This window comes from Pseudomonas sp. Sample_20, assembly GCF_004307585.1.
GTDB lineage: Bacteria > Pseudomonadota > Gammaproteobacteria > Pseudomonadales > Pseudomonadaceae > Aquipseudomonas > Aquipseudomonas atacamensis.
The window spans coordinates 14,720-39,776 of record NZ_RCOA01000078.1 but is presented as its reverse complement, the minus strand read 5'-3'; the positions used below and the strand labels follow the sequence as shown (position 1 = coordinate 39,776).

Annotated in this window: 26 protein-coding genes and 1 pseudogene; 17 read left to right on the top strand and 10 right to left on the bottom strand. The window is 61.4% G+C overall.

What is annotated here, in order from left to right:
• Nucleotides 1-5: 5 nt before the first annotated feature.
• Nucleotides 6-461 carry a (2Fe-2S)-binding protein gene (locus tag D8U70_RS16945; protein ID WP_007937751.1) on the bottom strand — a complete coding sequence of 152 codons (456 nt, stop codon included), beginning with the start codon at nt 459-461 and terminating at the stop codon, nt 6-8.
• 248 nt (nt 462-709) lie between these two features.
• Here D8U70_RS16945 and D8U70_RS16940 point away from each other — a divergent pair, with 248 nt between their 5' ends.
• Nucleotides 710-1,540 carry an alpha/beta hydrolase gene (locus D8U70_RS16940; protein ID WP_130929358.1) on the top strand — a complete coding sequence of 277 codons (831 nt, stop codon included), beginning with the start codon at nt 710-712 and terminating at the stop codon, nt 1,538-1,540.
• A gap of 312 nt (nt 1,541-1,852) precedes the next feature.
• Here the strand turns inward: D8U70_RS16940 and D8U70_RS16935 are convergent, their stop codons facing one another.
• Nucleotides 1,853-2,245, bottom strand: coding sequence for a GFA family protein (locus D8U70_RS16935; RefSeq protein WP_130929357.1), 393 nt, complete (start codon nt 2,243-2,245; stop codon nt 1,853-1,855).
• Between the two features lie 58 nt (nt 2,246-2,303).
• Between D8U70_RS16935 and D8U70_RS16930 the strand changes: the two are divergent.
• Nucleotides 2,304-2,378 (top strand): annotated as a pseudogene (locus tag D8U70_RS16930) (VOC family protein); the annotation flags it as partial.
• Nucleotides 2,379-2,413: 35 nt separating this feature from the next.
• The gene (locus tag D8U70_RS16925) at nt 2,414-3,247 is read left to right on the top strand and encodes an AraC family transcriptional regulator (protein ID WP_130929356.1); all 834 of its coding nucleotides are present in this window, start codon (nt 2,414-2,416) and stop codon (nt 3,245-3,247) included.
• A gap of 143 nt (nt 3,248-3,390) precedes the next feature.
• Here the strand turns inward: D8U70_RS16925 and D8U70_RS16915 are convergent, their stop codons facing one another.
• The 4 genes from D8U70_RS16915 to D8U70_RS16900 form a co-directional block, all read right to left on the bottom strand.
• A complete protein-coding gene (locus D8U70_RS16915; RefSeq protein ID WP_122708291.1) occupies nt 3,391-3,978 on the bottom strand; it encodes a LysE family translocator in 588 nt (195 codons plus the stop codon).
• Between the two features lie 182 nt (nt 3,979-4,160).
• Nucleotides 4,161-6,398, bottom strand: coding sequence for an ATP-binding protein (locus D8U70_RS16910; protein WP_130929354.1), 2,238 nt, complete (start codon nt 6,396-6,398; stop codon nt 4,161-4,163).
• Nucleotides 6,395-7,000: a biliverdin-producing heme oxygenase gene (locus D8U70_RS16905; RefSeq protein WP_071171835.1), complete on the bottom strand. Its 606-nt coding sequence runs from the start codon at nt 6,998-7,000 to the stop codon at nt 6,395-6,397. The genes D8U70_RS16910 and D8U70_RS16905 overlap by 4 nt, the downstream gene beginning before the upstream one ends.
• A 194-nt stretch (nt 7,001-7,194) precedes the next feature.
• Nucleotides 7,195-7,470 carry a hypothetical protein gene (locus tag D8U70_RS16900; RefSeq protein WP_071171834.1) on the bottom strand — a complete coding sequence of 92 codons (276 nt, stop codon included), beginning with the start codon at nt 7,468-7,470 and terminating at the stop codon, nt 7,195-7,197.
• 161 nt (nt 7,471-7,631) lie between these two features.
• Between D8U70_RS16900 and D8U70_RS16895 the strand changes: the two genes are divergently transcribed.
• A complete protein-coding gene (locus tag D8U70_RS16895; protein WP_130929353.1) occupies nt 7,632-8,750 on the top strand; it encodes a carboxylate-amine ligase in 1,119 nt (372 codons plus the stop codon).
• On the opposite strand, the gene D8U70_RS16890 is transcribed toward D8U70_RS16895, so the two are convergent.
• Nucleotides 8,732-9,163: a VOC family protein gene (locus D8U70_RS16890; RefSeq protein ID WP_130929352.1), complete on the bottom strand. Its 432-nt coding sequence runs from the start codon at nt 9,161-9,163 to the stop codon at nt 8,732-8,734. The two genes, D8U70_RS16895 and D8U70_RS16890, sit on opposite strands and share 19 nt — an antisense overlap.
• A gap of 109 nt (nt 9,164-9,272) precedes the next feature.
• Here D8U70_RS16890 and D8U70_RS16885 point away from each other — a divergent pair, with 109 nt between their 5' ends.
• Nucleotides 9,273-10,355, top strand: a complete 1,083-nt coding sequence (locus tag D8U70_RS16885; protein ID WP_130929351.1) for a bifunctional transcriptional activator/DNA repair protein Ada — start codon at nt 9,273-9,275, stop codon at nt 10,353-10,355.
• Nucleotides 10,356-10,413: 58 nt separating this feature from the next.
• A complete protein-coding gene (locus tag D8U70_RS16880; protein WP_130929350.1) occupies nt 10,414-11,031 on the top strand; it encodes a DNA-3-methyladenine glycosylase in 618 nt (205 codons plus the stop codon).
• A gap of 44 nt (nt 11,032-11,075) precedes the next feature.
• On the opposite strand, the gene D8U70_RS16875 is transcribed toward D8U70_RS16880, so the two are convergent.
• Entirely contained in the window at nt 11,076-12,011 is a 936-nt protein-coding gene (locus D8U70_RS16875) for a LysR family transcriptional regulator (RefSeq protein WP_130929349.1), read from the bottom strand.
• Nucleotides 12,012-12,306: 295 nt separating this feature from the next.
• Between D8U70_RS16875 and D8U70_RS16870 the strand changes: the two genes are divergently transcribed.
• From D8U70_RS16870 to D8U70_RS16860, 3 genes are read left to right on the top strand one after another with little or no spacing between them, the layout of a single operon-like run.
• Nucleotides 12,307-13,005 carry a CoA transferase subunit A gene (locus tag D8U70_RS16870; protein ID WP_110645843.1) on the top strand — a complete coding sequence of 233 codons (699 nt, stop codon included), beginning with the start codon at nt 12,307-12,309 and terminating at the stop codon, nt 13,003-13,005.
• Nucleotides 13,006-13,029: 24 nt separating this feature from the next.
• Nucleotides 13,030-13,695 carry a CoA transferase subunit B gene (locus tag D8U70_RS16865; protein WP_016774134.1) on the top strand — a complete coding sequence of 222 codons (666 nt, stop codon included), beginning with the start codon at nt 13,030-13,032 and terminating at the stop codon, nt 13,693-13,695.
• 11 nt (nt 13,696-13,706) lie between these two features.
• Nucleotides 13,707-14,888, top strand: coding sequence for an acetyl-CoA C-acetyltransferase (locus D8U70_RS16860; protein ID WP_130929348.1), 1,182 nt, complete (start codon nt 13,707-13,709; stop codon nt 14,886-14,888).
• A 219-nt stretch (nt 14,889-15,107) separates the two neighbouring features.
• Here the strand turns inward: D8U70_RS16860 and cobF are convergent, their stop codons facing one another.
• Together cobF and D8U70_RS16850 are read right to left on the bottom strand one after the other, a co-directional pair.
• A complete protein-coding gene (gene cobF / locus D8U70_RS16855) occupies nt 15,108-15,863 on the bottom strand; it encodes a precorrin-6A synthase (deacetylating) (RefSeq protein ID WP_130929347.1) in 756 nt (251 codons plus the stop codon).
• On the bottom strand, nt 15,863-16,273 hold the full coding sequence (locus D8U70_RS16850) for a histidine phosphatase family protein (protein ID WP_337957962.1): 411 nt from the start codon (nt 16,271-16,273) through the stop codon (nt 15,863-15,865). Before D8U70_RS16850 ends, cobF begins: the two co-directional genes overlap by 1 nt.
• 477 nt (nt 16,274-16,750) lie before the next feature.
• On the opposite strand from D8U70_RS16850, the gene D8U70_RS16845 reads away from it, so the two are divergent.
• The 8 genes from D8U70_RS16845 (at nt 16,751) to D8U70_RS16810 (ending at nt 24,963) form a co-directional block, all read left to right on the top strand.
• Nucleotides 16,751-17,605 carry a MurR/RpiR family transcriptional regulator gene (locus tag D8U70_RS16845; protein ID WP_073475345.1) on the top strand — a complete coding sequence of 285 codons (855 nt, stop codon included), beginning with the start codon at nt 16,751-16,753 and terminating at the stop codon, nt 17,603-17,605.
• 2 nt (nt 17,606-17,607) lie between these two features.
• Nucleotides 17,608-18,252 (top strand): isochorismatase family cysteine hydrolase, encoded by a 645-nt coding sequence (locus D8U70_RS16840; RefSeq protein ID WP_130929346.1) that lies wholly within the window; start codon nt 17,608-17,610, stop codon nt 18,250-18,252.
• Nucleotides 18,249-19,580, top strand: coding sequence for a glutamine synthetase (locus D8U70_RS16835; protein WP_130929345.1), 1,332 nt, complete (start codon nt 18,249-18,251; stop codon nt 19,578-19,580). The genes D8U70_RS16840 and D8U70_RS16835 overlap by 4 nt, the downstream gene beginning before the upstream one ends.
• Complete coding sequence (locus D8U70_RS16830) at nt 19,564-20,316, top strand: N-formylglutamate amidohydrolase (protein WP_122708309.1); 753 nt, start codon at nt 19,564-19,566, stop codon at nt 20,314-20,316. Before D8U70_RS16835 ends, D8U70_RS16830 begins: the two co-directional genes overlap by 17 nt.
• Nucleotides 20,317-20,370: 54 nt before the next feature.
• On the top strand, nt 20,371-21,720 hold the full coding sequence (locus tag D8U70_RS16825; protein WP_122750625.1) for an APC family permease: 1,350 nt from the start codon (nt 20,371-20,373) through the stop codon (nt 21,718-21,720).
• A 118-nt stretch (nt 21,721-21,838) separates the two neighbouring features.
• The gene (locus tag D8U70_RS16820) at nt 21,839-22,855 is read left to right on the top strand and encodes an arginine N-succinyltransferase (protein WP_130929344.1); all 1,017 of its coding nucleotides are present in this window, start codon (nt 21,839-21,841) and stop codon (nt 22,853-22,855) included.
• A 49-nt stretch (nt 22,856-22,904) separates the two neighbouring features.
• Nucleotides 22,905-23,939 (top strand): arginine N-succinyltransferase, encoded by a 1,035-nt coding sequence (gene astA, locus D8U70_RS16815; protein WP_130929343.1) that lies wholly within the window; start codon nt 22,905-22,907, stop codon nt 23,937-23,939.
• Between the two features lie 154 nt (nt 23,940-24,093).
• The gene (locus D8U70_RS16810; RefSeq protein ID WP_016774123.1) at nt 24,094-24,963 is read left to right on the top strand and encodes an oxaloacetate decarboxylase; all 870 of its coding nucleotides are present in this window, start codon (nt 24,094-24,096) and stop codon (nt 24,961-24,963) included.
• Nucleotides 24,964-25,057 lie beyond the last annotated feature (94 nt).

Here is a 25,057-nt window from a genome sequence, read left to right as displayed (position 1 = left end):
ATGACTCAGCCGATTTCGGCGGCGCGTTTGACCGCAGCGCGTATGCGCGGATAGGTGCCGCAGCGGCAGATATTGCCGGAGAGCGCCTGATCGATATCGCTGTCGGTGGGCTTGGGAATTTTCGCCAGCAACGCGGCGGCGGACATGATCTGCCCGGACTGACAGTAACCGCACTGCACCACGTCCAGCTCGGCCCAGGCCTGCTGCACCGGGTGCGAGCCATCACTGGACAAGCCCTCGATGGTGAGGATTTTCTGCCCGTGGGCGACCGCAGTCGCCGGGGTGATACAGGAACGTAATGGCGCGCCGTCGACGTGAACGGTGCAGGCGCCGCACTGGGCCATGCCACAACCGAACTTGGTCCCGGTCAGGTGCGCGACGTCGCGCAGAACCCAGAGCAGCGGCATGTCGGCGGGGACATCGAGCTCCTGATCCTTGCCATTGATATTCAGGGTCAGCATCGGCGGATTTCCTCAGGCTCAAGGTGGTGCGAAGGGACGTCGCTGTGGTCGCAAAAACCTACGGACGCTCGCGCTTATCCCTTTCAGCAAAGCCTAATTTGCGCTTGAAGCCAGACGTTGTGACCAGCGGTCATGCAGACCCCGGCATTGCTCCTACAGTTGATAACGGCTCGCACTGAGTCGTCGTACCTCTGCGCAAACGGTCCGCGTACCTCGCGGTTGTCCATCACAGGTCAGGAGTACCGAATATGGGCTTTGTCACCACTCGAGACGGCGTCGATATCTTCTACAAGGACTGGGGCCCGCGCGACGCGCCGGTGATCCACTTCCACCACGGCTGGCCGCTCAGTTCCGATGACTGGGATGCACAGATGCTGTTTTTCCTGGCACAGGGCTTTCGGGTGATTGCCCATGATCGACGCGGGCACGGGCGCTCCAGCCAGGTCTGGGACGGCCACGACATGGACCATTACGCCGACGATGTGCTGGCGGTGGTCAATCATCTGGGTACGAGCAACGTGGTGCATGTCGGCCATTCCACCGGCGGCGGCGAAGTGATCCATTACATCGCCCGACATGGTCAGGACAAGGTCAGCAAAGTCGTCTTGATCAGCGCGGTGCCACCGTTGATGGTGCAGACCGAAAGCAACCCCGGCGGTTTGCCGAAATCGGTGTTCGATGGCTTTCAAGCGCAGTTGGCGGCGAATCGCGCGCAGTTCTATCGCGATGTGCCGAGCGGACCTTTCTACGGCTATAACCGCCCGGGCGCCGAGCCGGCGGAAGGGATCATCGCCAACTGGTGGCGCCAGGGCATGATCGGCGGCGCCAAGGCGCATTACGACGGCATCGTCGCGTTCTCGCAGACCGACTTCACCGAAGACCTGAAAAAAGTCACCGTGCCGGTGCTGGTCATGCACGGCGAGGATGACCAGATCGTGCCCTACGCCAACTCCGGACCGTTATCGGCGAAACTGCTGCCCAACGGCACGCTGAAGTCGTATCCCGGCTTCCCGCATGGCATGCCGACGACGCAGGCTGAAACGATCAATGCGGATTTGTTGGCGTTTATTCGCGGGTAATCGCCTCAATCAGGATTACGGCGATATCGGCAAACACTGATCCCCTGTGGGAGCGGGCTTGCCCGCGAAGGCGTCGCTCCAGTCTAATTATCTGCGAATGACACTCCGCTTTCGCGAGCAGGCTCGCTCCCACAGTTGGTATTGGGTATATATCCGCCAGAGACTGGTCGGCTGGAAGGCCGCCATCACTGGCAAGCCAGCTCCCACAGGGGTCAAGGTAGATCCGCTATTCATTCGTATCTTTGAGATAGCTATCGCGAGCAGACTCGCCCCCACAGAAATCGCAAGCGTGCTGAAGGCTGAATCAATCCCCTACCCCTCTGCCCGCCCTTTGCCTTCACGATCACCACGGTAATGCCTGGCCAGCGGAAAATCCGGCAGCCACGATTCACGCCGCACAATCCAGCTCTCATAGGTCGGCTTCAACTGATCCGGCGCATCCAGCGCGCCGAGGTTCACCTCGACCTCATCACCACTGCGATTGAACACCGACGAACCACAGCGCGGGCAAAAGTGCCGCCCTTGATACTCATGGGTTTCACCGCTGATGGTCACCGCGTCCTCAGGAAATATCGCCGAAGCATGAAACAGCGCACCATGGACCTTGCGACAGTCCAGGCAATGGCACAGTCCGACCCGGTAAGGCTCGCCAGTGGCTTGAAAACGCACATCGCCGCACAGGCATCCGCCGGTAAATGCAGTCATGGTTCAGCTCCATCGCGCTCGTGGTGTCACGCCCCCAGAGCCTATAACAGTCGGTGCTGCAATGCAGGCGATGTTTCAGATGAAAAAGCTTGATGTGGCGACACTGCAACGGGCATTCGCTGGCCAGAGCTAATACACTCAGGGCGCTGACCTGCCGGGACGATCACGATGAAACACGTCACAGCGAAAAACCCCGAGAAAGCCCCGCGCTTCTGGCGCGACGACGCCCTGCCCTTCATCGAGGCGCGGGCCATCGCGGATGGGCGTGAAGTCTGTTATGCGCGGCATTCCCATGCGCACTTTTCCATCGGCGCAATCACCGCCGGGCGCAGTACCTATGTGCATGAGCAGGCGCAGTATGAAGTGGCGGCCGGCACCGTGGTGCTGATGAATCCCGGCGATGTGCATGCCTGCAATCCGATCGATGATCAGCCGTGGTCGTATGTGATGCTGTATGTCGAAACGCCGTGGCTGACGGATTTGCAGCATCAACTGGGGTTTGCCGGGGAGCTGGAATTCCGGCGATTTTCCGACACGCATCTGGCTGATGCCGAGCTGTTCGGCAAGTTGATGGGGTTGTATGAGGTTTTGCTCGACGACCAAATGGAGGCACTGGCGAAACACAGCGCGGCGGTAGAGTTTTTCAGTGATTTGCAGGTCCGCCTGAATCCAGCGGACGAGCCCGTTGCCGAGCCGAATTTCAAGCTGGAGCGCGCCGCTGATTTCATCCGTGGACATTGCACCGAAGTGCTGAGCCTCGAGGCAATTTGCGCGGCGGCGCAGCTATCGCCGTCATACCTGATTCGTGCGTTCAGGCAGCGTTACGGGATGACGCCCCATGCCTTCCTAGTCAACCAGCGCATCCAGTTCGCCCGCGAGCGCTTGCGCAGTGGCCAGTTGATTGCCGATGTCGCGCTCCAGGCCGGGTTTGCCGATCAGGCGCATTTTCAGCGAGCGTTCAAACAACATCTGGCGGCGACGCCGGGGCAGTATCGCGGCTGACTTCATACTCGAAGTTGAACACTGCACCCCTTGTGGGAGCGAGCCTGCTCGCGAAAGCGGTGTGTCATTCAACACTTCACTGACTGATCCACCGCATTCGCGAGCAGGCTCGCTCCCACAGGGGGTTGTAGTGGGCCTGCCAATCAAGTGAACAGCAAATAAAGCGCACTCACCGCCAGCAACAACGCCATCAACCGATTGAACCAGCGCATCCCCGCTGCATTGCTCAGATACCCGCGCAAGAACGTCCCGGCATACGCCCAGCAGCCCACCGACACATAGCAGATCACCAGATACACCGCTGCAAATTGCCAGACCAGCCGCGCCTCGCCATCAGCGACAAACGCGCCCATCCCGGCCACGCATGCCAGCCAGGCCTTGGGGTTGAGCCATTGCATCACCGCGCCATAGAGCATCGACGGTGCGCGGCCGGATTCGCTGGTGTTCAACTGGCCGTCATCGCTGGCCAGTTTCCAGGCCATGAACAACAGAAACGCCACCCCGGCCCATTGCACCACGCGGGTCATGAATGGCCACAACTGCAAGACCTCATGCAGGCCCAGGCCCATCAGCACCAGCAACAGCACAAACCCCAGCGTCGCCCCGGCGACATGCCGCTGGCTGGCGCGGAAACCGTACTGCGCGCCTGAACTCAAGGCGACGATATTGACCGGCCCGGGGGTGATGGATGCGGCGAGGGCAAACGCCGCCATGGAAAGAATCAGACTCATTGCACACCTGCTTCAAACGAGGAACGAGGTGGCTACGGTAGCGAGCGGGGGATTTGCGGTATTGAAGAAAATGACCCTGAGGCTGCGAATCTGATCGTTCCCACGCTCTGCGTGGGAATGCAGCCCGGGACGCTCTGCGTCCCATTCAGAGCGTGGGAACGATCGAAACCTACAAGGGGCACTCAGGCCAGGCGCGGCACGGTGAAGCGGAATTCGCTGCCCTGCCCCGGCTCGCTCTCGGCGACGATCTGTCCGCCGTGGGCTTCGACGATGCCTTGGGTGATGTACAAACCCAGGCCCGTTCCGGTCGGGTTGCCTTCCTTCATCGTCCAATAACGATCAAACACATGCGGCAAGTGCTCCTTGGGAATGCCTTCGCCACTGTCACGCACGATAAACACGATCTCGTCGCCCACCGATTTAGCGTGCACGCCCACGGTGCCCATGCGCGGGGTGAACTTGATGGCGTTGCCCACCAGGTTCGACAGCACCTGAAACAGCCGCTCGGGGTCGGCGTGGATGCGCAGGTCAGGATCGGCCTGGAAGGAAATGCTGATGTCCTTGTCATGGGCCAGCGGCGACAGCAACGCTTGGGCCTCTTCAAAGATGTGCCCGACCTCCAGCGCCTGCGGGGTGATGGAGTAGCGCCCGGCGTCGATTTTCGAGGTATCGAGCAGGTCTTCCAGCAGCGTGTTCATCCGCGCCGTGGCCTGCTGCATGGTGTCGATTGCAGTGGAGATACGCCGCGAAGTGTGCGCGCCTTCCGAGCTGAAGGCTTTCTGCATCATGCCGCAGAGCATCGAAATCACCGTCATCGGGTTGCGCAGGTCGTGGGAAACCACCGCCACCAGATCATCGCGCGCCTGCACAGCCGCCTGCTCGCGACGTACCTGACGGGCCAGATCGTTTTCCAGCGCCGAACGGCGCAGGTCATTGGCGGCGAACCGGTCACCGTGGCTCCACTTGGTGGAGATCCCGGCCATCTCGACCTTCCAGATCTCGAACGAGGTACGCGGACGCAGGCGCATCCCGGCGTCGGAGTTTTCCAGATCCAGCGGCTTGCGCGGGTCGCCGCTCCAGTTGATGTTTTCCTTCACTTCCGGACGGAACCACAGCACGCCGTTGTCCACCGGTTTCGGCAGGCTCATGGCGAGTACACCACTGGCTACAGACTGATACTGCGCCGCCGGCGGGTAAACGCTGGACAGGTGATGGCTGGCAAACACCGGCTCGCCGCGCGCCTGCAACCACTTGTGCAGCGCGCGAATCTCTTCCGGTTCAGGGCAGTTGCCGTAACGGTGCAATTGCTTGTCTTCGATGATCGCGATGCCGCCGGCATTGACCAGCGCCATCAGCGTCGCTGGCTGCTGGGCGAGGCCGTCGAAAACATTTTGCGGCGAATCGACCATCGCCCGATTGAGCCGCGCCAGCGCTTCGACCTTCTCTTCACGCTGGCGGGTCAGTTCAAGGGTTTCCATGGCACTGATCTGCAACGACAGGACCTGGCCGATGGTCTGGCAAGCCATGCGCAATTCATGCGGCACGTGCAGCGGCTGGCGGTTGCCGCAGCTGATCAGGCCCCAGAGCTTGTCGCCCTTGAGCAGGGAAATGCTCATCGACGACAGCACGCCCATGTTCTTCATGTACTGGCAGTGAATCGGCGAGACGCTGCGCAGCGTGGCGAAACTGAGGTCCAGCGGCGTCTGCGTGTCCGGGCGCAGCTTCGGCACCAGTGGCACCGGCTGATAATCGGCGTTGGGGATGATCCGCAGCCAATTGGTGCGGTACAACTCACGCGCCTGCTCGGGAATGTCCGAAGCAGGGAAAAACAGACCGTTGAACACTTCCATCGACGGATCGGACGCTTCGGCGATGACCTGACCGTGGCCCTCTTCCTCGAAACGATAGATCAGCACCCGGTCGTAACCGGTCATCGCCTGGATTTCCTTGACGCTGATGTCGTACAGGGCCTGCAGCGTGGTCGCCGCTTGCAGGCGCTGGAGCATGCGACCCAAGTGAGTGCTGACCCCGGCGACGTTGCGCGGCTGGAAATTCTTCACATGAATTTCCAGCTCGAGAATCAGCACGCCCTGATGGCGGTGCAGCAAACCTTCGAATTCAGTGCCGTTGAGCTCGAATCGCAGCGGCGCCGCCTCGGAAAACGCTGCCTGCTGCAAGGCTTCGAGCACGTGCGCGGTATGTACGGCGCCGATCAGGCTGTGCAGCGGCTGGCCGATCAAGGATTCGGGCGCGCGGGCCAGCAGGGTTGCGACGTTGGCGCTGACCTGAATGATCTGCAGCGCAGGCTCGGTCAGGGTCAGCAGCAGGCCATGGGGCTGGATCGCGCCAGGAAAGCGGATCGGCTCGTCGGCACAGTTGGCCAGCAGTTCTTCAAAGGCTTGTGGGTCTTGCGGGTTCATGCCAGTACCTCCTGGCGCTCGAGCCACTGCTCGAAACAGCTGAATGTGGTTTGTGCTGCGCTGACCACGGCCGCGCGTTCGCTGGCCGCCATGGGCCGGTTGCTCAGGTATTCGATGAACTCGCGCCAGCGCCGCCCGGTGGCCGCGCCGTAGACATCGAGGAAGGCAGCGCCATTGTCGGCGTCCAGATTCAGCCGCGCGGCGATCTCCCGACGCAGGATCTGCCCGCCGAGAGTCGCGCCTTCGAGTACGTACAAAACGCCGAGACTGGCGGCGCTGGAGTCAATGACTGGCAGATCTTCACACAGCGGCAAATCATCAGCGGTTGCCCCCAGTGCGCGCAGGTCGGCGCGCAGGGTGTCAGCCTTCAGACGAGGCAGCAGATTGAAATCGTCCGGGACCGCGCCACTGGCGAGCAAAGCCTGTTCGAGTGGCTGATAGAACCCGTAATAGGCCTGCATCAAGCGCTCGAAAGCGGGGGTATCGAGGGTGTCGGAGAAAAAAGGAAGGCGTTTTTCCAGTGCGATGTGCAGTTCGGCTGTGCCGGCCCGCAGATCTTGCAGCACCGGTGGCACATAAACCTCACGGGCCTTTGCTTGCATGTAGATCGCTCTTGGTGGGACCCGGCAGGGGCCATTCTGGGTGGGCTCGACGTGGGGGGAATTTATCACGCCACGCAGCTTTTTCTGCCTGCCGAAGCGTTTTTTCTGTCGAACTGCGACCCTATGACAGGTTCAGAGTGGCGCCGGATCAGAAAAGTTCGACCGACGCCATTATCCTGCCACTGCTGACCACCTCAATCAGCGCCGTCGTTCTGCACCGATGGATCGCCGTTGGCCGGTACGCTGCTGTCGACAACGGGTTTCGAAGGATTGTTTTTTTCGGCGCCGGGATAACCGGGCAGACCGCGGGTATCGTCCGGCGTCATGACATCTTCGTTGTCACGGCTGACATCCCAGTCGGTGGTGGCGTTGGGGTCTTCATCACGCCCGGCCGTGCCGATGGCGAAGCCGTCGTCGTTGGGATTGACCGTTTGGTTAAGCGCTTTGTCGTTGCTGGATGGGTTGCTCATGTCTGCCTCCAGAACACGTTGATCGGACTTGTTTGGAAACGCCTCGGCCGCTCAAGTGCAATGGACAAGACCAACGGTGCATTCGCGGGGCACTGGTCGCCTGGCGTGAACCACCGCAACGGCGCACGGTTCTCAAGAGAAACACTTGCTCGAGCACCGTCATGAGCCACCCGCGATTCGGCATTGAGGAAGAGTACTTTCTCACTGACCTGCAGAGCCTGCGCATGGTCGGCAGTCCGCCGCCACAGGCCATCGAGGCTTGCCGGGCGGCGCTGGGTGTGTGGTTTGCCACGGAGATGTTTCAGGGCCAGATCGAAGTGGCTTCGCCGGTATTCAGCGATTTCGCGCACGCCAGTGATTTTCTGCGAGGCAGCCGTCAGGCCTTGCGCACGGCCCTGGAGCCATTTGCTCTGGGCATGCTCAGCGCCGGCAGTCATCCGCTGGCCGACTGGCGCGAGCAGGTTCCGACCGACGAGGAACACTTCCGGTATCTGTTCGAACGCTACGGCCATGTCGCCCGCCGCAGCGTGTTGTCGGGCCTGCATGTGCACGTCGAGGTGGCAGAGCCGCTGGATCGCATCGCCGTGATGAACGAAGTGCTGCCCTGGACGCCGCTGCTGTTGGCGCTGAGCTGTTCGTCGCCGATCTGGGATGGCGCCGCCAGCGGCTTCATGAGCTATCGGCAGACCGCGTGTGACGAGTGGCCACGCATGGGCATCCCGCCGCTGTTTGCCGATCAGCGCCATTACGACGAACACTTGGCGTTTCTCATGCGCATCGGCGCGATCAGCCAGCCCGGCGAGTGCTGGTGGGGCATGCGCCCGGCGGCGCGTTTTCCGACCCTGGAACTGCGCATGACCGACGCTTGCCCTCGGGTCGATGATGCGCTGACCCTTGCGGCGTTTTTCCGCGTATTGGTGGCTCATGCCAGTGCGCAGCGGCGGCCCGGTTTGCTGTACGACCAGACCGCGCGTTCGATGCTGGAGGAAAATCGCTGGCGCGCCAAACATCAGGGGATTCATGCGCGCTTTTTGGTCGAAGGCATCGACGGCGACTGTTCGCTCGCGCAGTGGCTGGGGCTGGCCGAGCAGCGCTTTGCCGAGACGGCGCAGATACTGGGCGCGGCGCAGTTGTTCGAGCGTGCCCGGGCGATCATCGACAGCGGCACCAGCGCCGATCGGCAACTGGCGCTGTTCAATCTGGCGTCTGAACAAGCGCAAAACGGCCGTTCGGCCCTCGGGCAAGTGGCCGAGCAGCTGCTTCAGGAAACCGCTGGCTGAACGCTCTCGGACGGGCCTTTGAGTTCGACCTGATTGCCGTCCGGGTCAAAACAGTAAAGCGACAAGCCGTAACCCTCGGCGCCGAAACGCCTGGCGGCTTTCTCCACGGTCAGACCGAACGATTGCAGGTGAGCGATGAGCGCGGCTTCATCGAACGGTTCGATGCGCAGGCAGAAGTGGTCGACATTACGTCGCTGCGCCTGCGCCGCGCCACCGCCCTTGCGCCCGAGTTCGCCGTGCAAGTCGACCAGATCGATCATCGACGTGCCGGCGCGCAAATGCACCAGCCCTAGCGGCTGGTTGTGCCTGACCACTTCGGCGCCGAACACCCTGGCGTAGAAATCGATGCTGCGTTGCAGGTCGGCGACGCGCAGAACGATGTGATCGATGCGCTGAATGGAAAACGGATGCATGGGTTGGCTTCCTCGAAAGCGGCGACCCGCCCATTGTGCTGCACAAGGGAAAAAATTCACTGTCGATTTTTCGGTGGAGCCATCGACAAAGCGGATTTACTCTCTGGCCATGAACATACCAGCCGCTGTCCTGCCGCCCCACGCCGAAATGGTTCGCGCCATGCTCGAGCGCGACACTGCCTATGAGGGCGTGTTCTTCACCGCCGTGAAAACCACCGGGATCTTTTGCCGCCCCAGTTGCACGGCGCGCAAGCCGAAACCGGAAAACGTCGAATTCTTCGCCCACGCCGACGAGTGCCTGTGCGCCGGTTACCGCGCCTGCCTGCGCTGCAAACCGCTGGACGCAGCAGCCATCGCTCCAGACTGGGTGCAGCGCCTGCTCAACACGGTGGACGCCGATCCCGAACGGCGCTGGAGCGATGCCCAATTGCTCGCCGAGGGCATCGAACCGCTGAAACTGCGGCGCTGGTTCAAGCAGCATTTTGGCATGACCTTCCACGCCTGGCTGCGCACACGGCGCCTCGGCATGGCCCTGGGCGGGATCAGGCAAGGCACGTCGATCGATCACGCGGCGTTCGACTCCGGCTACGAGTCGCTCAGCGGTTTTCGCGATGCGTTTCAGAAGTCCTTCCACATCACCCCGGGCCGTGCGGCCAACAGTGAGCCGTTGCTGTTCACCCGCCTGACCACGCCGCTGGGGCCGATGATCGCCATGGCCGAGCGCCGTGGGCTGGTGTTGTTGGAATTTCTCGATCGCCCGGCGCTGACCCGTGAAGTCGAAGCGCTGCAGAACCGTTATGGCTACGCGGTTGCGCCGGGTCACAACGCCCACTTGCAGCAGATCGAGGTGCAACTGGCGGATTACTTTGCCGGCAAACTCACTCAGTTCAGCGTGCCGCTGCACCTGCCCGGCAGCGCTTTCGCCCGTGAGGTGTGGGCGGCGCTGCTGCAAATTCCCTACGGCCACACCAGCACGTACGGCGCCATCGCGGCAGGCCTGGGCAAACCCGGCGCCAGCCGTGCCGTCGGGCTGGCCAACGGACACAATCGCCTGTCGATCGTGGTCCCGTGCCACCGAGTGATCGGCGCAGACGGCTCGCTGACCGGCTATGGTGGCGGACAACCGCGCAAGGCGTTCCTGCTCAGGCTGGAAAACGCCGCACTGCAAATGACTCAACAATTGGCTTTTTGAGCCATGCGATCCAACGCGCAAACAGGGATTTCGATGGGTATGTCCGAATCACCGCAACATGGCTGACATGTATGAGATGGCCAGCGCTTTTCTGGCCGCGATAGACGCTGATTGGCTGCGCCATGTCAGCGCCGTCGGCCCGTGCCTGCATCAACCACATCCAGCGCGCGACCCGTATGAATCGCTAGTACGGGCGATTGCCTATCAGCAACTGCACGCCAAGGCCGGCGATGCGATCCTTGGGCGTTTAGTGGGGTTGTTTCCCGGTCAGGTGTTTCCACGCCCGGAGCAGATTCTCGCGACTGAGGTCGAGCGACTGCGTGCTTGTGGCTTTTCAGCGAGCAAGATTGCGACGATTCAAGGGATCGCCCAGGCGACGCTGGACGGCGTGGTGCCCGATTACCCGACTGCACGGGCGATGGACGAGGAAACCCTGATCGAACGCCTGACCAGTTTGCGCGGCGTCGGCCGCTGGACCGTGGAGATGCTGTTGATCTACAGCCTCGAACGCATGGACATCCTGCCGGCGGATGATTTTGGCGTACGTGAGGGATATCGGCGCTTGAAGGGACTGGAGGTGCAGCCGACGCGCAAACAGATGATCGAGATTGGCCAGGCGTGGACGCCTTATCGCACGGTCGCGGCCTGGTATCTGTGGCGCGTGGCCAAGGTTTAGACCGCGTTATCGTTCTTCGCGAGCAGGCTCGCTCCCACACTGAATCAGCGTTCGGCGCTCTGTTTCAGCGCTCCTGGGGTGAGGGGGAAATCGAACTGGCGCTGCAAATCTTCAGCCTTGAGAATCTCGAACAACGCCTGCGCCGCCGCCGACAGCTCATTGCCCGGCTCGGTCAACACGCCAATCGCCCGCTCCACAGAATCATTCAAGGTCAGGCAATGCGCGCCCAGCTCACGCATTTGCCCCGCGCACAATGCCGGCACCGCGCTGACCCCAAGCCCGCTGGCAACCATTCGCCCGACCGTCGCCAATTGATGGCTCTCGAATTCCACCGGCAACTTCATTCCGCGCGCCTGCAAATGCTCTTCCAGCATCACCCGCACCGTTGATGGCCGCTGCAGGGTGATGAACGGTTCCTGCAGCAAAGTCTGCCAATCGATATCGGCGCGACCGGCCAGCGCTGAATCGGCCGGCACCACGGCGACAAAGCGATCGACATACAGCGGCGTGAACGTCATCGATGTGCTCTGCATCGGCGCGAACGCCACACCGAGTTCAACCTGACGATCGCGGACCATTTCCAGCACTTGCTCGTTGATCACGTCGTTGACCGTGACGTTGACGTTCGGATAACGCGCGCGGAAGCTCTTGAGAATCGGCGGCAGCAGATTGCCGGCAAATGACGGCATCGCCGCCAGGGTCACGCGTCCGCGCTGAAGGCTGAAACGCTGGCGCATCTCGTCTTCGGCGTTGTCCCAATCGGCGATCAAGCGGCGCGCCAGCGGCAGCAGGGACTCGCCTTCCGGGGTCAGCGCGACATTACGCGTGTTACGGCTGAACAGACGCCCTCCCAGGCCCTCTTCCAGCGCTTTGATGGTCAGGCTGAGCGCTGACTGCGACAGGTGCAGACGCTCGCAGGCCACGGCAAAGCTCAGGCTATGGGCCACGGCGAGAAAGGCACGGATCTGTTTGATGGTCATGTCGCTTTGCTCCAGTTGCAAGCTGCAAGCGTCAAGCTGCAAGCCGTGATGCGATGGCCCTGATCGTTCCCACGCTCCTGCGTGGGAATGCAGCCCGTGACGCTCCGCGTCACTGGACGCGGAGCGTCCTTGGAGGCATTCCCACGCAGAGGGTGGGAACGATCATCGCCGAACGCGTATTAGTGAGCTTTATCAATCAATCAACCGTAAAAATCAACTTAACAAATATATTCCGCAGAGAGACACTCCAGTCATTCGGCTAGCCAGCCGCCCGCAAATAATAAAAGAGGTGCCTATGGCAGGTTTCGACAAGCGTGTGTATTCCTACGAGGAAGCAATGGCCGGGCTGGAAGACGGCATGACCGTTATCGCCGGCGGCTTTGGTCTGTGCGGCATTCCGGAAAACCTGATCGCCGAGATCAAGCGCAAGGGCACCCGTGACCTCACCGTGGTTTCAAACAACTGCGGCGTCGATGGTTTCGGCCTTGGCGTGCTGCTCACCGACCGCCAGATCAGCAAGGTCATCGCCTCTTACGTCGGCGAAAACAAGCTTTTCGAAGAGCAACTGCTCAAGGGCGAGATCGAAGTCATCCTTACCCCGCAAGGCACCCTCGCCGAAAAAATGCGCGCGGGCGGCGCTGGCATTCCGGCGTTCTTCACCGCCACTGGCGTTGGCACCCCGGTTGCTGAAGGCAAGGAAGTGCGCGAGTTCAAGGGCCGCAAATACCTGATGGAAGAATCCATCACCGGCGACTTCGCCATCGTCAAAGGCTGGAAGGCCGACCATTTCGGTAACGTCGTTTACCGTCACACTGCGCAGAATTTCAACCCGCTGGCCGCGACCGCCGGCAAGATCACCGTGGTCGAAGTCGAAGAAATCGTCGAGCCCGGCGAACTCGACCCGACGCAGATCCACACCCCGGGCATCTACGTCGACCGGGTCATTTGCGGCACGTTCGAAAAACGCATCGAACAGCGCACCGTCCGCAAATAATTCAGGCCTACGGAGAACAACAACATGGCACTTACCCGCGAACAAATGGCTCAGCGCGTCGCCCGCGAAATGCAGGACGGCTACTACGTGAACCTCGGCATCGGCATTCCGACCCTGGTCGCCAACTACATCCCCGAAGGCATGGAAGTCATGCTGCAATCGGAAAACGGCCTGCTCGGCATGGGCCCGTTCCCGACCGAAGAAACCATCGATGCCGACATGATCAACGCCGGTAAACAAACGGTGACGGCTCGGATCGGCGCGTCGATCTTCAATTCCGCCGAATCCTTCGCGATGATCCGCGGCGGCCATGTCGACCTGACCGTCCTTGGTGCCTTTGAAGTGGATGTTGAAGGCAACATCGCTTCGTGGATGATCCCCGGCAAACTGGTCAAGGGCATGGGCGGCGCGATGGATCTGGTGGCCGGCGCCGACAACATCATTGTCATCATGACCCACGCGTCCAAGGACGGTGAGTCCAAGCTGCTGGCCAAATGCAGCCTGCCGCTGACCGGTGCCGGCTGCATCAAGCGCGTGCTGACCGACCTCGCCTATCTGGAAATCGAAAATGGCGCTTTTGTCCTCAAGGAACGCGCTCCTGGCGTCAGTGTTGAGGAAATCGTCGCCAAAACCGCTGGTAAACTGATCGTCCCGGATCACGTACCGGAAATGCAGTTCGCTGCCCAGTGAGGAATTCGCACATGCAAGACGTCGTCATTGTTGCCGCCACGCGTACCGCGATCGGCAGTTTTCAGGGCTCCCTGGCCAATGTATCCGCAGTAGACCTGGGCGCGGCGGTGATCCGCCAATTGCTCGAGCAGACCGGTCTGGACGGTGCGCAGGTCGATGAAGTGATCATGGGCCAGGTGCTCACCGCTGGCGCCGGCCAGAACCCGGCACGTCAGGCCGCGATCAAGGCTGGCCTGCCCCATGCCGTACCGGCCATGACCCTGAACAAGGTTTGCGGTTCGGGCCTCAAGGCTCTGCACCTGGGCGCGCAAGCGATCCGTTGCGGCGACGCCGAGGTGATCATCGCCGGCGGTCAGGAAAACATGAGCCTGTCCAACTACATCATGCCGGGCGCGCGCACCGGTCTGCGCATGGGCCACGCGCAAATCGTCGACACCATGATCAGCGATGGCCTGTGGGATGCGTTCAACGATTACCACATGGGCATCACTGCCGAGAATCTGGTCGAAAAGTATGAGATCAGCCGCGAACAGCAGGACGCCTTTGCTGCCGCTTCCCAGCAGAAAGCTGCCGCTGCGATCGAGGCCGGGCGCTTCGTTGATGAAATCACGCCGATCCTGATCCCGCAGCGCAAAGGCGATCCTGTCGCGTTCAAGGTCGACGAGCAGCCACGCGGCGATACCAGCGCAGAATCTCTGGCAAAACTGCGTCCGGCGTTCAAAAAGGACGGCAGCGTCACCGCTGGCAACGCCTCGTCGCTGAACGACGGTGCCGCCGCTGTGATTCTGATGAGTGCCGAGAAAGCCAAAGCGCTGGGCCTGCCGGTTCTGGCCAGGATTGCTGCCTACGCCAACGCTGGCGTCGACCCGGCGATCATGGGCATCGGCCCGGTATCGGCGACCCGCCGCTGCCTCGATAAGGCCGGCTGGAACATCGACCAGCTCGACCTGATCGAAGCCAACGAAGCGTTCGCTGCGCAATCGCTGGCCGTGGCCAAGGACCTGCAATGGGATCTGGACAAGGTCAACGTCAACGGCGGCGCCATCGCCCTCGGCCACCCGATCGGCGCATCAGGTTGCCGGGTACTGGTGACATTGCTGCACGAAATGCTCAAGCGCGATGCCAAGAAAGGTCTCGCGACCTTGTGCATCGGCGGCGGTCAGGGCGTGGCTTTGGCGCTGGAACGCGCCTGATACGGAGTTCAAGGTTGACGGCGGATCCACGACATCCGCTGTTGGCTGGCAACAAAAAACCCGGTGCGATTTGCGTTGCATCGGGTTTCTTTTTGCCTGTCTACAATCGGTGGTGAATGTTCTGACTCCTTCGCGAGCAGGCTCGCTCCCACATTCTGCAACGCATTTCCCTGTGGGAGCGAGCCTGCTCGCGAAAGCGATTGTTCAGGCGCCAACCACTCAAGGCTTGCGTAACAGATAGGTATCCATAATCCACCCATGCTCCGCCCGCGCCGCTTTGCGCACCCGTTCGATCTCATCGGCGACATCCGCCAGCCGACCGCTGAGCAGAATCTCATCCGACGTGCCCAGGTAAGCGCCCCAGAAAATCTCGGTCTGCCGATCCGCCACCCGCTGGTAGGAATCCTCGGCATCCAGCATCACCACCAGACTGTCCGCTTCACCCACCTGCCCCGCCGCCAATCGCCGGCCTGTGGTGATTTCTACTGAGCGACCAATCGTGTTCAAAGGTATTTTGTGCTGCGCAGCCAGGGCCTGAACGCTGGTGATCCCCGGTATCACTTCGTATTCAAACTGACAGCGGCCTGATGCCTGAAGCGCCTGAAAAATCCGCAATGTGCTGTCGTATAACGCCGGATCGCCCCAGATCAGAAATCCGCCGCACTGGCCGTCGGACAATTCTTCATTGATCAGCCGCTCGAATGTCTGCTGCTTGGCGCGATTCAGTGCGTCGACGCTCGCCGTATAGTCGACATCGCCGCGCTCGCGCTCCGGGCTGCTGGCTTCGACAAAGCGATAAGCGTGGTCGGTGATGTAGCGCTCGCAGATCTCCCGGCGCAGGTCGATCAGCGTCTGCTTGCTCTGGCCTTTATCCAGCAGAAAGAACACATCGACCCGATTCAGCGCTTTCACCGCCTGCATGGTGATGTAGTCCGGATTGCCGGCGCCAATGCCGATGACCAACAACTGTTTCATCAGAATTCCTCGTCAAGGGCCATGCCCGGCAAGCGTAGTCGCCAGATGCCATTGAAGCGCAAGTCGATCATCGCCAGCGGCTCGACGTCGATTGCGTGGAACGCCGCGCCCTGCAGCACCTGCATCAGCGCCGCGCGCATGACGAAAGGATGAGTCACCGCCACGACATGCCCAGGCGCTGCAGCGATTGTGTCCAGCCACTTTGCCACCCGCTGCGTCAGTTGCCTGACTGATTCGCCGCCATGGGGTGCCGCTTCAGGATCGGCCAGCCAGGCTTGCAACGCCTGGTTTTCATTGGCTTGCAGATCCTTGATCGATTGGCCGTGCCAGCGTCCCCAATCGCAATCGCGCAGGGCTTGATCAATCTGCGCATCGACGCCAAACCATGCCGCCGTTTGCTGAGTTCTCAACTCCGGGGCACACACCAGCCGCCGTGTTACCGCCAATCGCGCCCTGAACGCGTCGGACGGAACAGCCAGATTTTCAACAGGCTCGTCCGTAGGAAAACGCGCCAGTTTCTGTGCGATGGTTCGCGCATGGCAAATCAGTGTCAAACGGCTACTTGGCACAAGCAGGTTCTCGGTCGAAAGATAAAACAAACAATGGCACACAGCCGATACGCGTCGCATTGTGCCGTAAAACCTCGGCGTTCAGGGTTGTCACCGGCCCGTCGCTGAGCTTGGGATAGGTAATGTCTGACACAGCAATCGGCAAAGGACTACAACAGCGCGCTACTTCGACGTAGCCCTTATTACACGGGCACCTTGCACAGTTTTGGTGCTCGAAAAACCTGTACAAAAATTAGCTAGACATGTAACACCCATTACATAAATACTCGTTTAACGGATTGTGAAACGAATTCGACACCCCATCCAGCAGGAGCCCGGATGCCCCCTCTCAGAGACCTGATCACCGACCCCGGTCTGGACCTGACGCCATCGGAGCGCAAAGTCGTTCGCGCCCTGCTTGATCAGTATCCGCGCAACGGTCTCGGGCCTATGGCGCGACTGGCCGAACATGCCGGTGTCAGCGATCCGACCATCGTGCGCCTGGTGAAAAAGCTCGGTTTCGGCGGTTATGCCGAATTCCAGGAAGCCCTGCTCAGCGACATGGACCATCGCCTGCGTTCACCGCGCACCTTGTTGCAACCGCGCTCGCAGCAGAACAAGGACGATGCCTGGGCGCATTACCTGGCGGACAGCCAGCGCTTGCTGATCGACACCCAAGCCCTGACCCAGCCTGAAGATGTGCGCATCCTCGTGGAATGGCTGCTCGACAGCCGCCATCAGGTCTACTGTTTCGGTGGCCGCTTCAGCATTCTGCTCGCCAATTACCTGCTCAACCACTTGCGTCTGCTGCGTCCCGGCTGCTTCGCCCTGGAAGACAACGCGCTGCTGCCTGACCGCTTGTTCGACCTGCAACGTCAGGACGTGGTGCTGGTATTCGACTACCGGCGCTACCAGACTCAAGCTTTGCGCGTTGCGCAGGCGGCGAAGAACAACAACGCGCGAGTGGTGTTGTTCACCGATGTCTACGCCTCGCCGCTGCGCGAATTGGCCGACCTGATCATCAGCGCGCCGGTGGAATCGGCGTCGCCGTTCGACACCATGGTGCCGGCGCTGGCGCAGGTCGAGGCGTTGATCGCCTGCCTGACCTTGCGCGTGCCGGACCCGGCCGATCGCCTGGAAGGCATCGATGCCCTGCGCAACGACTTTGCGACTCACCTGCTGGAGGACAAATAAGGATGTTCAGCCTTCCCCACCGCTCGCCTCGGGACCTGCCGTTTGCGACCGACCACACCGCTTTGCTGCTGGTGGACATGCAGCGCGCCTGGCTCGAACCGCAATTCGACCCGCACCTGAGCGAGCCGGATGCCGAGTATTTTCTCCAGCGCACGCGCAGCCAGGTGGTGCCCAACCAACAGCGTCTGCTGGGCGCCTTTCGTCAGGCGCAGCAGAACGTGCTGCACACGATTATCGAAAGCCTGACCGCCGACGGTCGCGACCGCTCGCTGGATCACAAACTGTCGGACATGCACCTGCCCAAGGGCAGCGTGCAAGCTCAGGTCATCGCTGAACTGACCCCGACCGAAAACGAAATCGTGCTGCCGAAGACCTCCTCCGGGGTGTTCAATTCAACCAACATTGATTACGTGCTGCGCAATCTGCAAACCCGCCATCTGATCATCGCCGGCATCGTTACCGACCAGTGCGTCGACATGGCCGTGCGCGATGCCGCCGATCGTGGCTATCTGGTCACGCTGGTGGAGGATGCCTGCGCTACCTACACAGCTGAACGCCATCACGCCTGCCTCAACGCGATCAAGGGTTACTGCTGGATCACCGACACCGAAACCGTGCTCGGCCGTTTGCAGGAGATGCAGCCATGAGCCCGCGCCTGACGCCTTTACCGATGACCACGCTGGTGACAACCGATCTGATCGGCATCACCCGGGGCCGCTCGTTTCCCAGCGATGAGCTGGAGCATTACCAGGCAGCGGGTTGCGGTTGGGTACCGGCCAACAGTGCGTTGACGCCGCAAGACATCATCGCTTCGAGCAATCCCTGGGGCGCGTATGGCGACCTGCGGCTGATTCCCGATCTGAGCAGCCGCGTCACTGTCGGCAGCGGCCCGGACGCCAATGCGCCGGTGCTGGATTTCATTCACGCCGACATTCGCGAGACCGACGGCCAGGCCTGGGGCGCCTGCCCGCGCACATTGCTGCGCGATGAAATCGAGCGCTATCACGATGAGTTGGGGTTGCAGGTCAACGCCGCCTTCGAACATGAATTCAACCTGCACGCTGGCGTGGCTGAACACGCGGCGTTCTCTCTCGAGGCGCAGCGCCAAGGCGCCGAATTCGGCGGCTGGCTGCTCAGTGCGCTGCGCGCGGGCGGCGTCGAGCCGGAAATGTTCCTGCCGGAATACGGCAAGCACCAATACGAAATCACCTGCCGCCCGACGCTTGGCGTGGCGGCGGCGGATCGCGCGGTCAACGTGCGCGAAATCACCCGGGAAATCGCCCGGCAAATGGGCCTGGATCTGAGTTTTGCGCCGAAGACCGCCGCCGAAGCGGTGTGCAACGGTGTCCATCTGCACGTCAGCCTGCTCGATCTGGCCGGTCAGCCGATGCTCTACGACGCTGGCACCAGCAATGGCCTGTCGAGCATCGGCCAGCACTGGGCTGCCGGAGTCCTGCATTTTCTCCCGGCGCTGTGCGCGTTCACCGCGCCGACGCCGCTGTCCTACCAGCGTTTGCAGCCGCACCACTGGAGCGCGTCGTATGCATGCCTGGGGCAGCAGAACCGTGAAGCGGCGCTGCGCATCTGCCCGACTGTGACCTTGGCCGGCAAGTCCGCCGCGCAGCAGTTCAACCTGGAATTCCGCGCCATGGACGCCACTGCCTCGCCGCATCTGGCCATGGCCGCGCTGCTGATTGCCGGGCGGCTGGGCATCGAACAGCGTCTGGCGCTGAACGCGGTTACCGATGAAATTCCCGACTCACTCAACGACGAGCAACGCAAGGCCCGGGGCATCGTCGCCCTGCCCGCCTCGCTGGCCCAGGCGCTGGATTGCCTGCGTGACAGTGCAGCCTTCAACGAATGGCTGCCCAAGCCGTTGCTCGACACTTATTACGCCCTGAAAACCGAGGAACTGGCGCTGACGGAACAGCTCTCGCCCGCTGACCTGTGTGAGCACTATGCACGCCTGTACTGAATCCGCCGAGCTTGGGTTGTACACCCGCCCGGTCTACACCCTGAGCCGCGAGGACTCGACGAACCCGTTGATCCTCGTGTGCGAACACGCCAGTCGCTACATCCCCGACGCCCTGAACAATCTGGGCCTGGACGAGGCGGCCGCGCGCGAACATATCGCTTGGGACATCGGCGCGCTGCAACTGGCCGAACAGTTATCGGAACAGCTCGGCGCCACGTTGCTCAGCGCCAATTACTCACGGCTGCTGATCGACCTCAACCGCCCGCGCCATGCCCTGGACAGCATTCCGCTGCAGAGCGAGATCTACCCGATACCTGGCAATCGCGAGCTGGATGAGGCGACCCGCGAGTATCGGCGCCAGACGTTGTTCAAACCGTTTCATGCGCGCTTGCAGATGTTGATCGACGAGCGCATTGCCAAAGGTCTGCCGGTGCGGGTGGTCGGTATTCACAGTTTCACCCCGGTGTATTACGGCCAGCCGCGACCACTGGAAGTCGGCGTGTTGTTCGGCCAGGCCCAAGACTATGCTCAGCGTCTGCTCGACGGACTGCAAGCGCACCCGCTGAAAGTCGCGGGCAACCAGCCGTACAGAATTGATCCCTTGGGCGACATGACCGTGCCGGTGCACGGTGATGCCAGGGGCCTTGAGGCAGTGCTGATCGAGGTGCGCAACGATCTGCTGCGCAGTCCCGAAGCGGTTTCGCGCTGGGCAGGTTACCTCGCACCTTTGCTGTAAACGATGGACCGATAAAACATAAACCGACCGATGGCTGACAAGGAGTTGCGCTTCATGGAAATTGAAGAATTCGGCTACAAGCAAGAGTTGAAACGTAGCCTGACGCTGACCGATCTGGTGGTGTACGGGATGATCTTCATGATCCCCATCGCCCCGTTCGGTGTGTATGGCTACGTCAACGCCGAAGCACCGGGGATGGTGCCGCTGGCGTACATCATCGGCATGGTGGCAATGCTGTTCACCGCGCTGAGTTACGGCAGCATGGCCAAGGCCTTTCCGGTTGCCGGTTCCGTATATTCCTACGCCCAGCGCGGCCTCAATCAACATGTCGGTTTCATCGCTGGCTGGCTGATGCTGCTCGATTACCTGCTGATTCCACCGCTGCTGTACCTGTATTCGGCGATGGCGCTCAACCATTTGTACCCGGACATTCCCAAGGTCGGCTTCATCCTGGCGTTTCTGGTCAGCGCAACATTCGTCAACCTGCGCGGCATCACCTTCACCGCGCGGATGAACATGCTGTTCCTGCTGGCACAACTGGTGGTGCTGGGCATCTTCCTGTTCTACGCCTGGAACGCCCTGCACGACGGTGGCGGAAATGGTGAGCTGACACTGGCGCCGCTGTATCACCCGGAAACCTTCAACTTCGCCCTGCTGATGCAAGCCGTGTCGATCGCCGTGCTGTCGTTCCTCGGCTTCGACGCGATCTCCACCCTCGCCGAAGAAATCAAGGAAGATCCGGGCCGCAGCGTCGGCAAGGCAGCGCTGATCACCCTGGCGGTGATGGGCACGATTTTCGTCGTACAAACGTGGATCGCCACCGATCTGGCAGCGGGCATGGGCTTCAAATCCGCCGACACCGCGTTCTATGAAATCGCTGAAATTGCCGCCGGCAGCTGGCTGGCGACCCTGACCGCCGTCGCCACGGCGCTGGCCTGGGGCGTTGCTGTAGCGATCACCTCGCAGGCCGCCGTCTCGCGGCTGCTGTTCGGCATGGCCCGCGACGGCAAGCTGCCGAAGGTGCTCGCCAAGGTCCACCCGAAACACAACACGCCGTACCTGAGCATTTATCTGGTGGCGGTGTTGTCGCTGCTGATCTGCTACCTGTTCATCGACGCGGTCGACATTCTCACCTCGCTGATCAACTTCGGCGCCCTCAGCGGTTTCATGCTGCTGCACCTGACGGTGATCAACCACTACTGGCGTCGGCAGAAGTCGGGGCAGTTTGTGCGCCATCTGCTCTGCCCGGTGATCGGCTTCATCATCGTCGCCGCCATCATGTACAACATGGGCGTCGATGCGCAGAAACTCGGCCTGATCTGGATTGCCCTGGGCCTGGTGTACCTGTTCTTCCTCAACAAGCTCGGCGCCAGCACAGCGCTGCCCGATCCGAGCAAAGGCTGACAAGAAAAAGAGCGGCGTCTGACAACAAATCAGGCGACCGCCGATTCAACGCGTGGAAACCGACAGTGATAGTCAGGTTCGGCGAATGGGCCGAACCTTTTGATACAGGAGTACATCCATGCTGGTCTTACGCCCAGTCGAGCAGAATGATCTGCCCCAGCTACAGCGCCTGGCCCGCGAGAGCCTGATCGGCGTGACCTCGCTGCCGGATGACAGCGAGCACCTGCGCGAGAAAATCGCCGCGTCGTGCGCGTCCTTCGATAGCGCCGCCAAGGCGCAGGGGCCGGAGAACTACTTCTTCGTGCTGGAAGATCTCGAACGCCGGCAATTGGTCGGCTGCTCGGAAATCCTCGCCACTGCCGGCTTCAAGGAGCCGTTCTACAGCCTGCGCAACCGCCATTTCACCAGTGCTTCGCGGGAATTGAACATCGAGCATGGCGTGCCGGCGTTGTCGCTGTGCCATGACCTCAGCGGGCATACCTTGCTGCGCGGTTTCCACATTGACACCGCGTTGGTGCGCACGCCGTTTTCCGAACTGCTGTCGCGGGCGCGCCTGCTGTTCATTGCCGCGCATGCGCAGCGGTTCTCCGAAGCGGTGATCACCGAAATCGTCGGCTATAGCGACGAGCAGGGTCACTCGCCATTCTGGGATGCGCTGGGCAAGCATTTCTTCGACCTGCCCTACGCCGAAGCCGAGCGGCTCTGCGGTTTGCAGAGCCGCACGTTCCTTGCCGAACTGATGCCGCAATACCCGATCTACGTGCCGATGCTGCCGCAAGCGGCGCAGGATTGCATCGGCCGCGTGCACCCGGACGGCCAGGAAGCGTTCGACATCCTCGCGCGGGAAGGCTTCGAAACCAACAGCTACATCGACCTGTTCGACGCCGGCCCGACCCTGTATGCGCGTACCGCAAACATTCGCTCGATCGCTGACAGCCAGACCGCCATTGTCCGCCAACAAGCATCGACCGACGCCCGTGGCCGTTACCTGCTCAGCAACGACGCCCTGCATAACTACCGCGCGATTGTCACCGAACTCGACTATCACCCTGATCAACCGCTGCCCCTGACACCCGCCATCTGCGCGGCGCTGAAGGTCAGCGATGGCAGCTCGATACGGCTGGTCGCTCTGTGAGCCGCGTTAGCCATCCGCGCCTGAATCGGTACGCCAAAGGAGTTGGAGCATGATTGTCCGTCCGGTAAAAGTCAGCGACCTGCCTGCCTTGATGACCCTCGTTGAACAGGCAGGGCCAGGTTTCACCACCCTTCCTGCCAACGAGGACCGCCTCGCACATCGAGTGCGTTGGGCACAGCGCGCATTCGCCGAACAGGTGGAACGCGCCGATGCCGATTACCTGTTTGTCCTTGAGGATGATGAGCAGCGCGTGGTTGGTGTCAGCGCGATGGCCGGCGCCGTTGGCCTGCGCGAGCCCTGGTACAACTACCGGCTCGGCGTCACCGTCAGTTCGGCACCGGACCTGGGCATTCAGCGGCAGATCCCGACGTTGTTCCTGAATAACGAGCTGACCGGCCAATCAGAGCTGTGCTCGCTGTTTCTGCGCCATGACCAGCGCAACGGCAGCAATGGCCGCCTGTTGTCGCTGGGTCGTCTGTTGTTCGTCGCCGAATTTCCGCACCTGTTTGGCGAGAAGATGATCGCCGAACTGCGCGGCAGTGCCGATGAAAACGGTTGCTCGCCGTTCTGGGACAGCCTGGGCCGACACTTTTTCCAGATGGATTTCACCCACGCCGATCACTTGTCCGGCCTGGGCAACAAAGCCTTTATCGCCGAACTGATGCCGCGCCAGCCGCTGTACACCTGCCTGCTCACCGAACAGGCGCAGGCCGCGATCGGCCAGACTCACCCGAACACCCAGCCGGCGTTGAAGATTCTTCAAGCCGAGGGTTTCACACACAAAGGCTATATCGACATTTTCGACGGTGGCCCGGTCATCGAAGCGCCGATCCGCAGCATCCGCACGGTGCGCGACAGTCTTGAACTGACCCTGAGCCTCGGCACCCCGGACGAGCAGGCGCCGCTATGGCTGATTCACAACCGCCGGCTGGAAAACTGCCGTATCACCGTGGCCCCCGGTCGACTTGTCGGCAACAGCCTGGTTGTCGATCGTCTCACTGCCAAACGCCTGCAACTTCAGCCGGGCAATTCAGTGCGCGCAGTGCTCCTGCCCCATCAACAGCATCACGCCGTGGCGGCCTGATATTTCCGGCACGGGAGATTAAACCTTTCAGCCGCCAGTCCTGCCGCGCAAATTCGTCATGATTCTTGACCCATTCGCGTGATAGCCTTTTCATTCTTCGGCGTTGACACCTTTGCTCAAGCCTTTCCATTCCTTATGTATTGGTGGAACTCGTATGACCAGGCTTTCCCATCAAGATTTGCGCCGCAATTTCCGTCAGCTGCTGGCCTCCGACACCTGCTACCACACGGCTTCGGTGTTCGACCCGATGTCGGCCCGTATCGCCGCTGACTTGGGTTTTGAAGTAGGTATCCTCGGCGGTTCCGTGGCTTCGCTACAGGTGCTCGGCGCACCGGACTTCGCCCTGATCACCCTCAGCGAATTCGCCGAACAGGCCACGCGCATTGGCCGCGTCGCCCAATTGCCAGTGATCGCCGACGCCGATCACGGCTACGGTAACGCTCTTAACGTGATGCGCACCATCGTCGAACTGGAACGCGCCGGCGTCGCTGCACTGACCATCGAAGACACCCTGCTGCCCGCGCAATTCGGGCGCAAATCCACCGACCTGATCACCGTAGCCGAAGGCGTCGGCAAGATCCGCGCGGCGCTCGAAGCCCGGGTCGACACGGAAATGGCGATCATTGCCCGCACCAATGCCGGCATTCTGCCGAACCAGGAAATCATCAGCCGCACCCGCCAATATCAGGCGGCGGGCGCTGACGGTATCTGCATGGTCGGCGTGCAGGACTTCGATCAGCTGGAACAGATCGCCGAGCATCTGACCGTGCCGCTGATGCTGGTCACCTACGGCAACCCGGCCCTGCGCGACGACAAACGCCTGGCCGAACTGGGCGTGCGCGTGACCATCGACGGCCACGGCGCCTACTTCGCCGCGATCAAGGCCACCTACGACAGCCTGCGCGAGCAGCGGCAGATCTTCACCCAGGCCTCCGATCTGAGCGCGACCGAGTTGACCCACACCTATACCCAGCCGGAGGAATACATCCTCTGGGCCAAGGAATACATGAGCGTCAAGGAGTGATGCACACGCTGTACCGGCCCCTTCGCGAGCAGGCTTGCTCCCACAGTTGAAATGCGGTCACCTGTGGGAGCGAGCCTGCTCGCGATAGCAACGG

Excerpts from the sequence above, each read along its gene's own strand:
- D8U70_RS16870 (WP_110645843.1), top strand. The coding sequence starts at position 12,307 with ATGGCAGGTTTCGACAAGCGTGTGTATTCCTACGAGGAAGCAATGGCC.
- cobF (WP_130929347.1), bottom strand. The coding sequence starts at position 15,863 with ATGAAACAGTTGTTGGTCATCGGCATTGGCGCCGGCAATCCGGACTAC.
- D8U70_RS16940 (WP_130929358.1), top strand. The coding sequence starts at position 710 with ATGGGCTTTGTCACCACTCGAGACGGCGTCGATATCTTCTACAAGGAC.
- D8U70_RS16905 (WP_071171835.1), bottom strand. The coding sequence starts at position 7,000 with ATGCAAGCAAAGGCCCGTGAGGTTTATGTGCCACCGGTGCTGCAAGAT.
- D8U70_RS16925 (WP_130929356.1), top strand. The coding sequence starts at position 2,414 with ATGAAACACGTCACAGCGAAAAACCCCGAGAAAGCCCCGCGCTTCTGG.
- D8U70_RS16900 (WP_071171834.1), bottom strand. The coding sequence starts at position 7,470 with ATGAGCAACCCATCCAGCAACGACAAAGCGCTTAACCAAACGGTCAAT.
- D8U70_RS16910 (WP_130929354.1), bottom strand. The coding sequence starts at position 6,398 with ATGAACCCGCAAGACCCACAAGCCTTTGAAGAACTGCTGGCCAACTGT.
- D8U70_RS16895 (WP_130929353.1), top strand. The coding sequence starts at position 7,632 with ATGAGCCACCCGCGATTCGGCATTGAGGAAGAGTACTTTCTCACTGAC.
- D8U70_RS16890 (WP_130929352.1), bottom strand. The coding sequence starts at position 9,163 with ATGCATCCGTTTTCCATTCAGCGCATCGATCACATCGTTCTGCGCGTC.
- D8U70_RS16880 (WP_130929350.1), top strand. The coding sequence starts at position 10,414 with ATGGCTGACATGTATGAGATGGCCAGCGCTTTTCTGGCCGCGATAGAC.
- D8U70_RS16845 (WP_073475345.1), top strand. The coding sequence starts at position 16,751 with ATGCCCCCTCTCAGAGACCTGATCACCGACCCCGGTCTGGACCTGACG.
- D8U70_RS16945 (WP_007937751.1), bottom strand. The coding sequence starts at position 461 with ATGCTGACCCTGAATATCAATGGCAAGGATCAGGAGCTCGATGTCCCC.
- D8U70_RS16915 (WP_122708291.1), bottom strand. The coding sequence starts at position 3,978 with ATGAGTCTGATTCTTTCCATGGCGGCGTTTGCCCTCGCCGCATCCATC.
- D8U70_RS16830 (WP_122708309.1), top strand. The coding sequence starts at position 19,564 with ATGCACGCCTGTACTGAATCCGCCGAGCTTGGGTTGTACACCCGCCCG.
- D8U70_RS16825 (WP_122750625.1), top strand. The coding sequence starts at position 20,371 with ATGGAAATTGAAGAATTCGGCTACAAGCAAGAGTTGAAACGTAGCCTG.
- D8U70_RS16935 (WP_130929357.1), bottom strand. The coding sequence starts at position 2,245 with ATGACTGCATTTACCGGCGGATGCCTGTGCGGCGATGTGCGTTTTCAA.
- D8U70_RS16885 (WP_130929351.1), top strand. The coding sequence starts at position 9,273 with ATGAACATACCAGCCGCTGTCCTGCCGCCCCACGCCGAAATGGTTCGC.
- astA (WP_130929343.1), top strand. The coding sequence starts at position 22,905 with ATGATTGTCCGTCCGGTAAAAGTCAGCGACCTGCCTGCCTTGATGACC.
- D8U70_RS16820 (WP_130929344.1), top strand. The coding sequence starts at position 21,839 with ATGCTGGTCTTACGCCCAGTCGAGCAGAATGATCTGCCCCAGCTACAG.
- D8U70_RS16860 (WP_130929348.1), top strand. The coding sequence starts at position 13,707 with ATGCAAGACGTCGTCATTGTTGCCGCCACGCGTACCGCGATCGGCAGT.
- D8U70_RS16865 (WP_016774134.1), top strand. The coding sequence starts at position 13,030 with ATGGCACTTACCCGCGAACAAATGGCTCAGCGCGTCGCCCGCGAAATG.
- D8U70_RS16810 (WP_016774123.1), top strand. The coding sequence starts at position 24,094 with ATGACCAGGCTTTCCCATCAAGATTTGCGCCGCAATTTCCGTCAGCTG.
- D8U70_RS16835 (WP_130929345.1), top strand. The coding sequence starts at position 18,249 with ATGAGCCCGCGCCTGACGCCTTTACCGATGACCACGCTGGTGACAACC.
- D8U70_RS16875 (WP_130929349.1), bottom strand. The coding sequence starts at position 12,011 with ATGACCATCAAACAGATCCGTGCCTTTCTCGCCGTGGCCCATAGCCTG.
- D8U70_RS16840 (WP_130929346.1), top strand. The coding sequence starts at position 17,608 with ATGTTCAGCCTTCCCCACCGCTCGCCTCGGGACCTGCCGTTTGCGACC.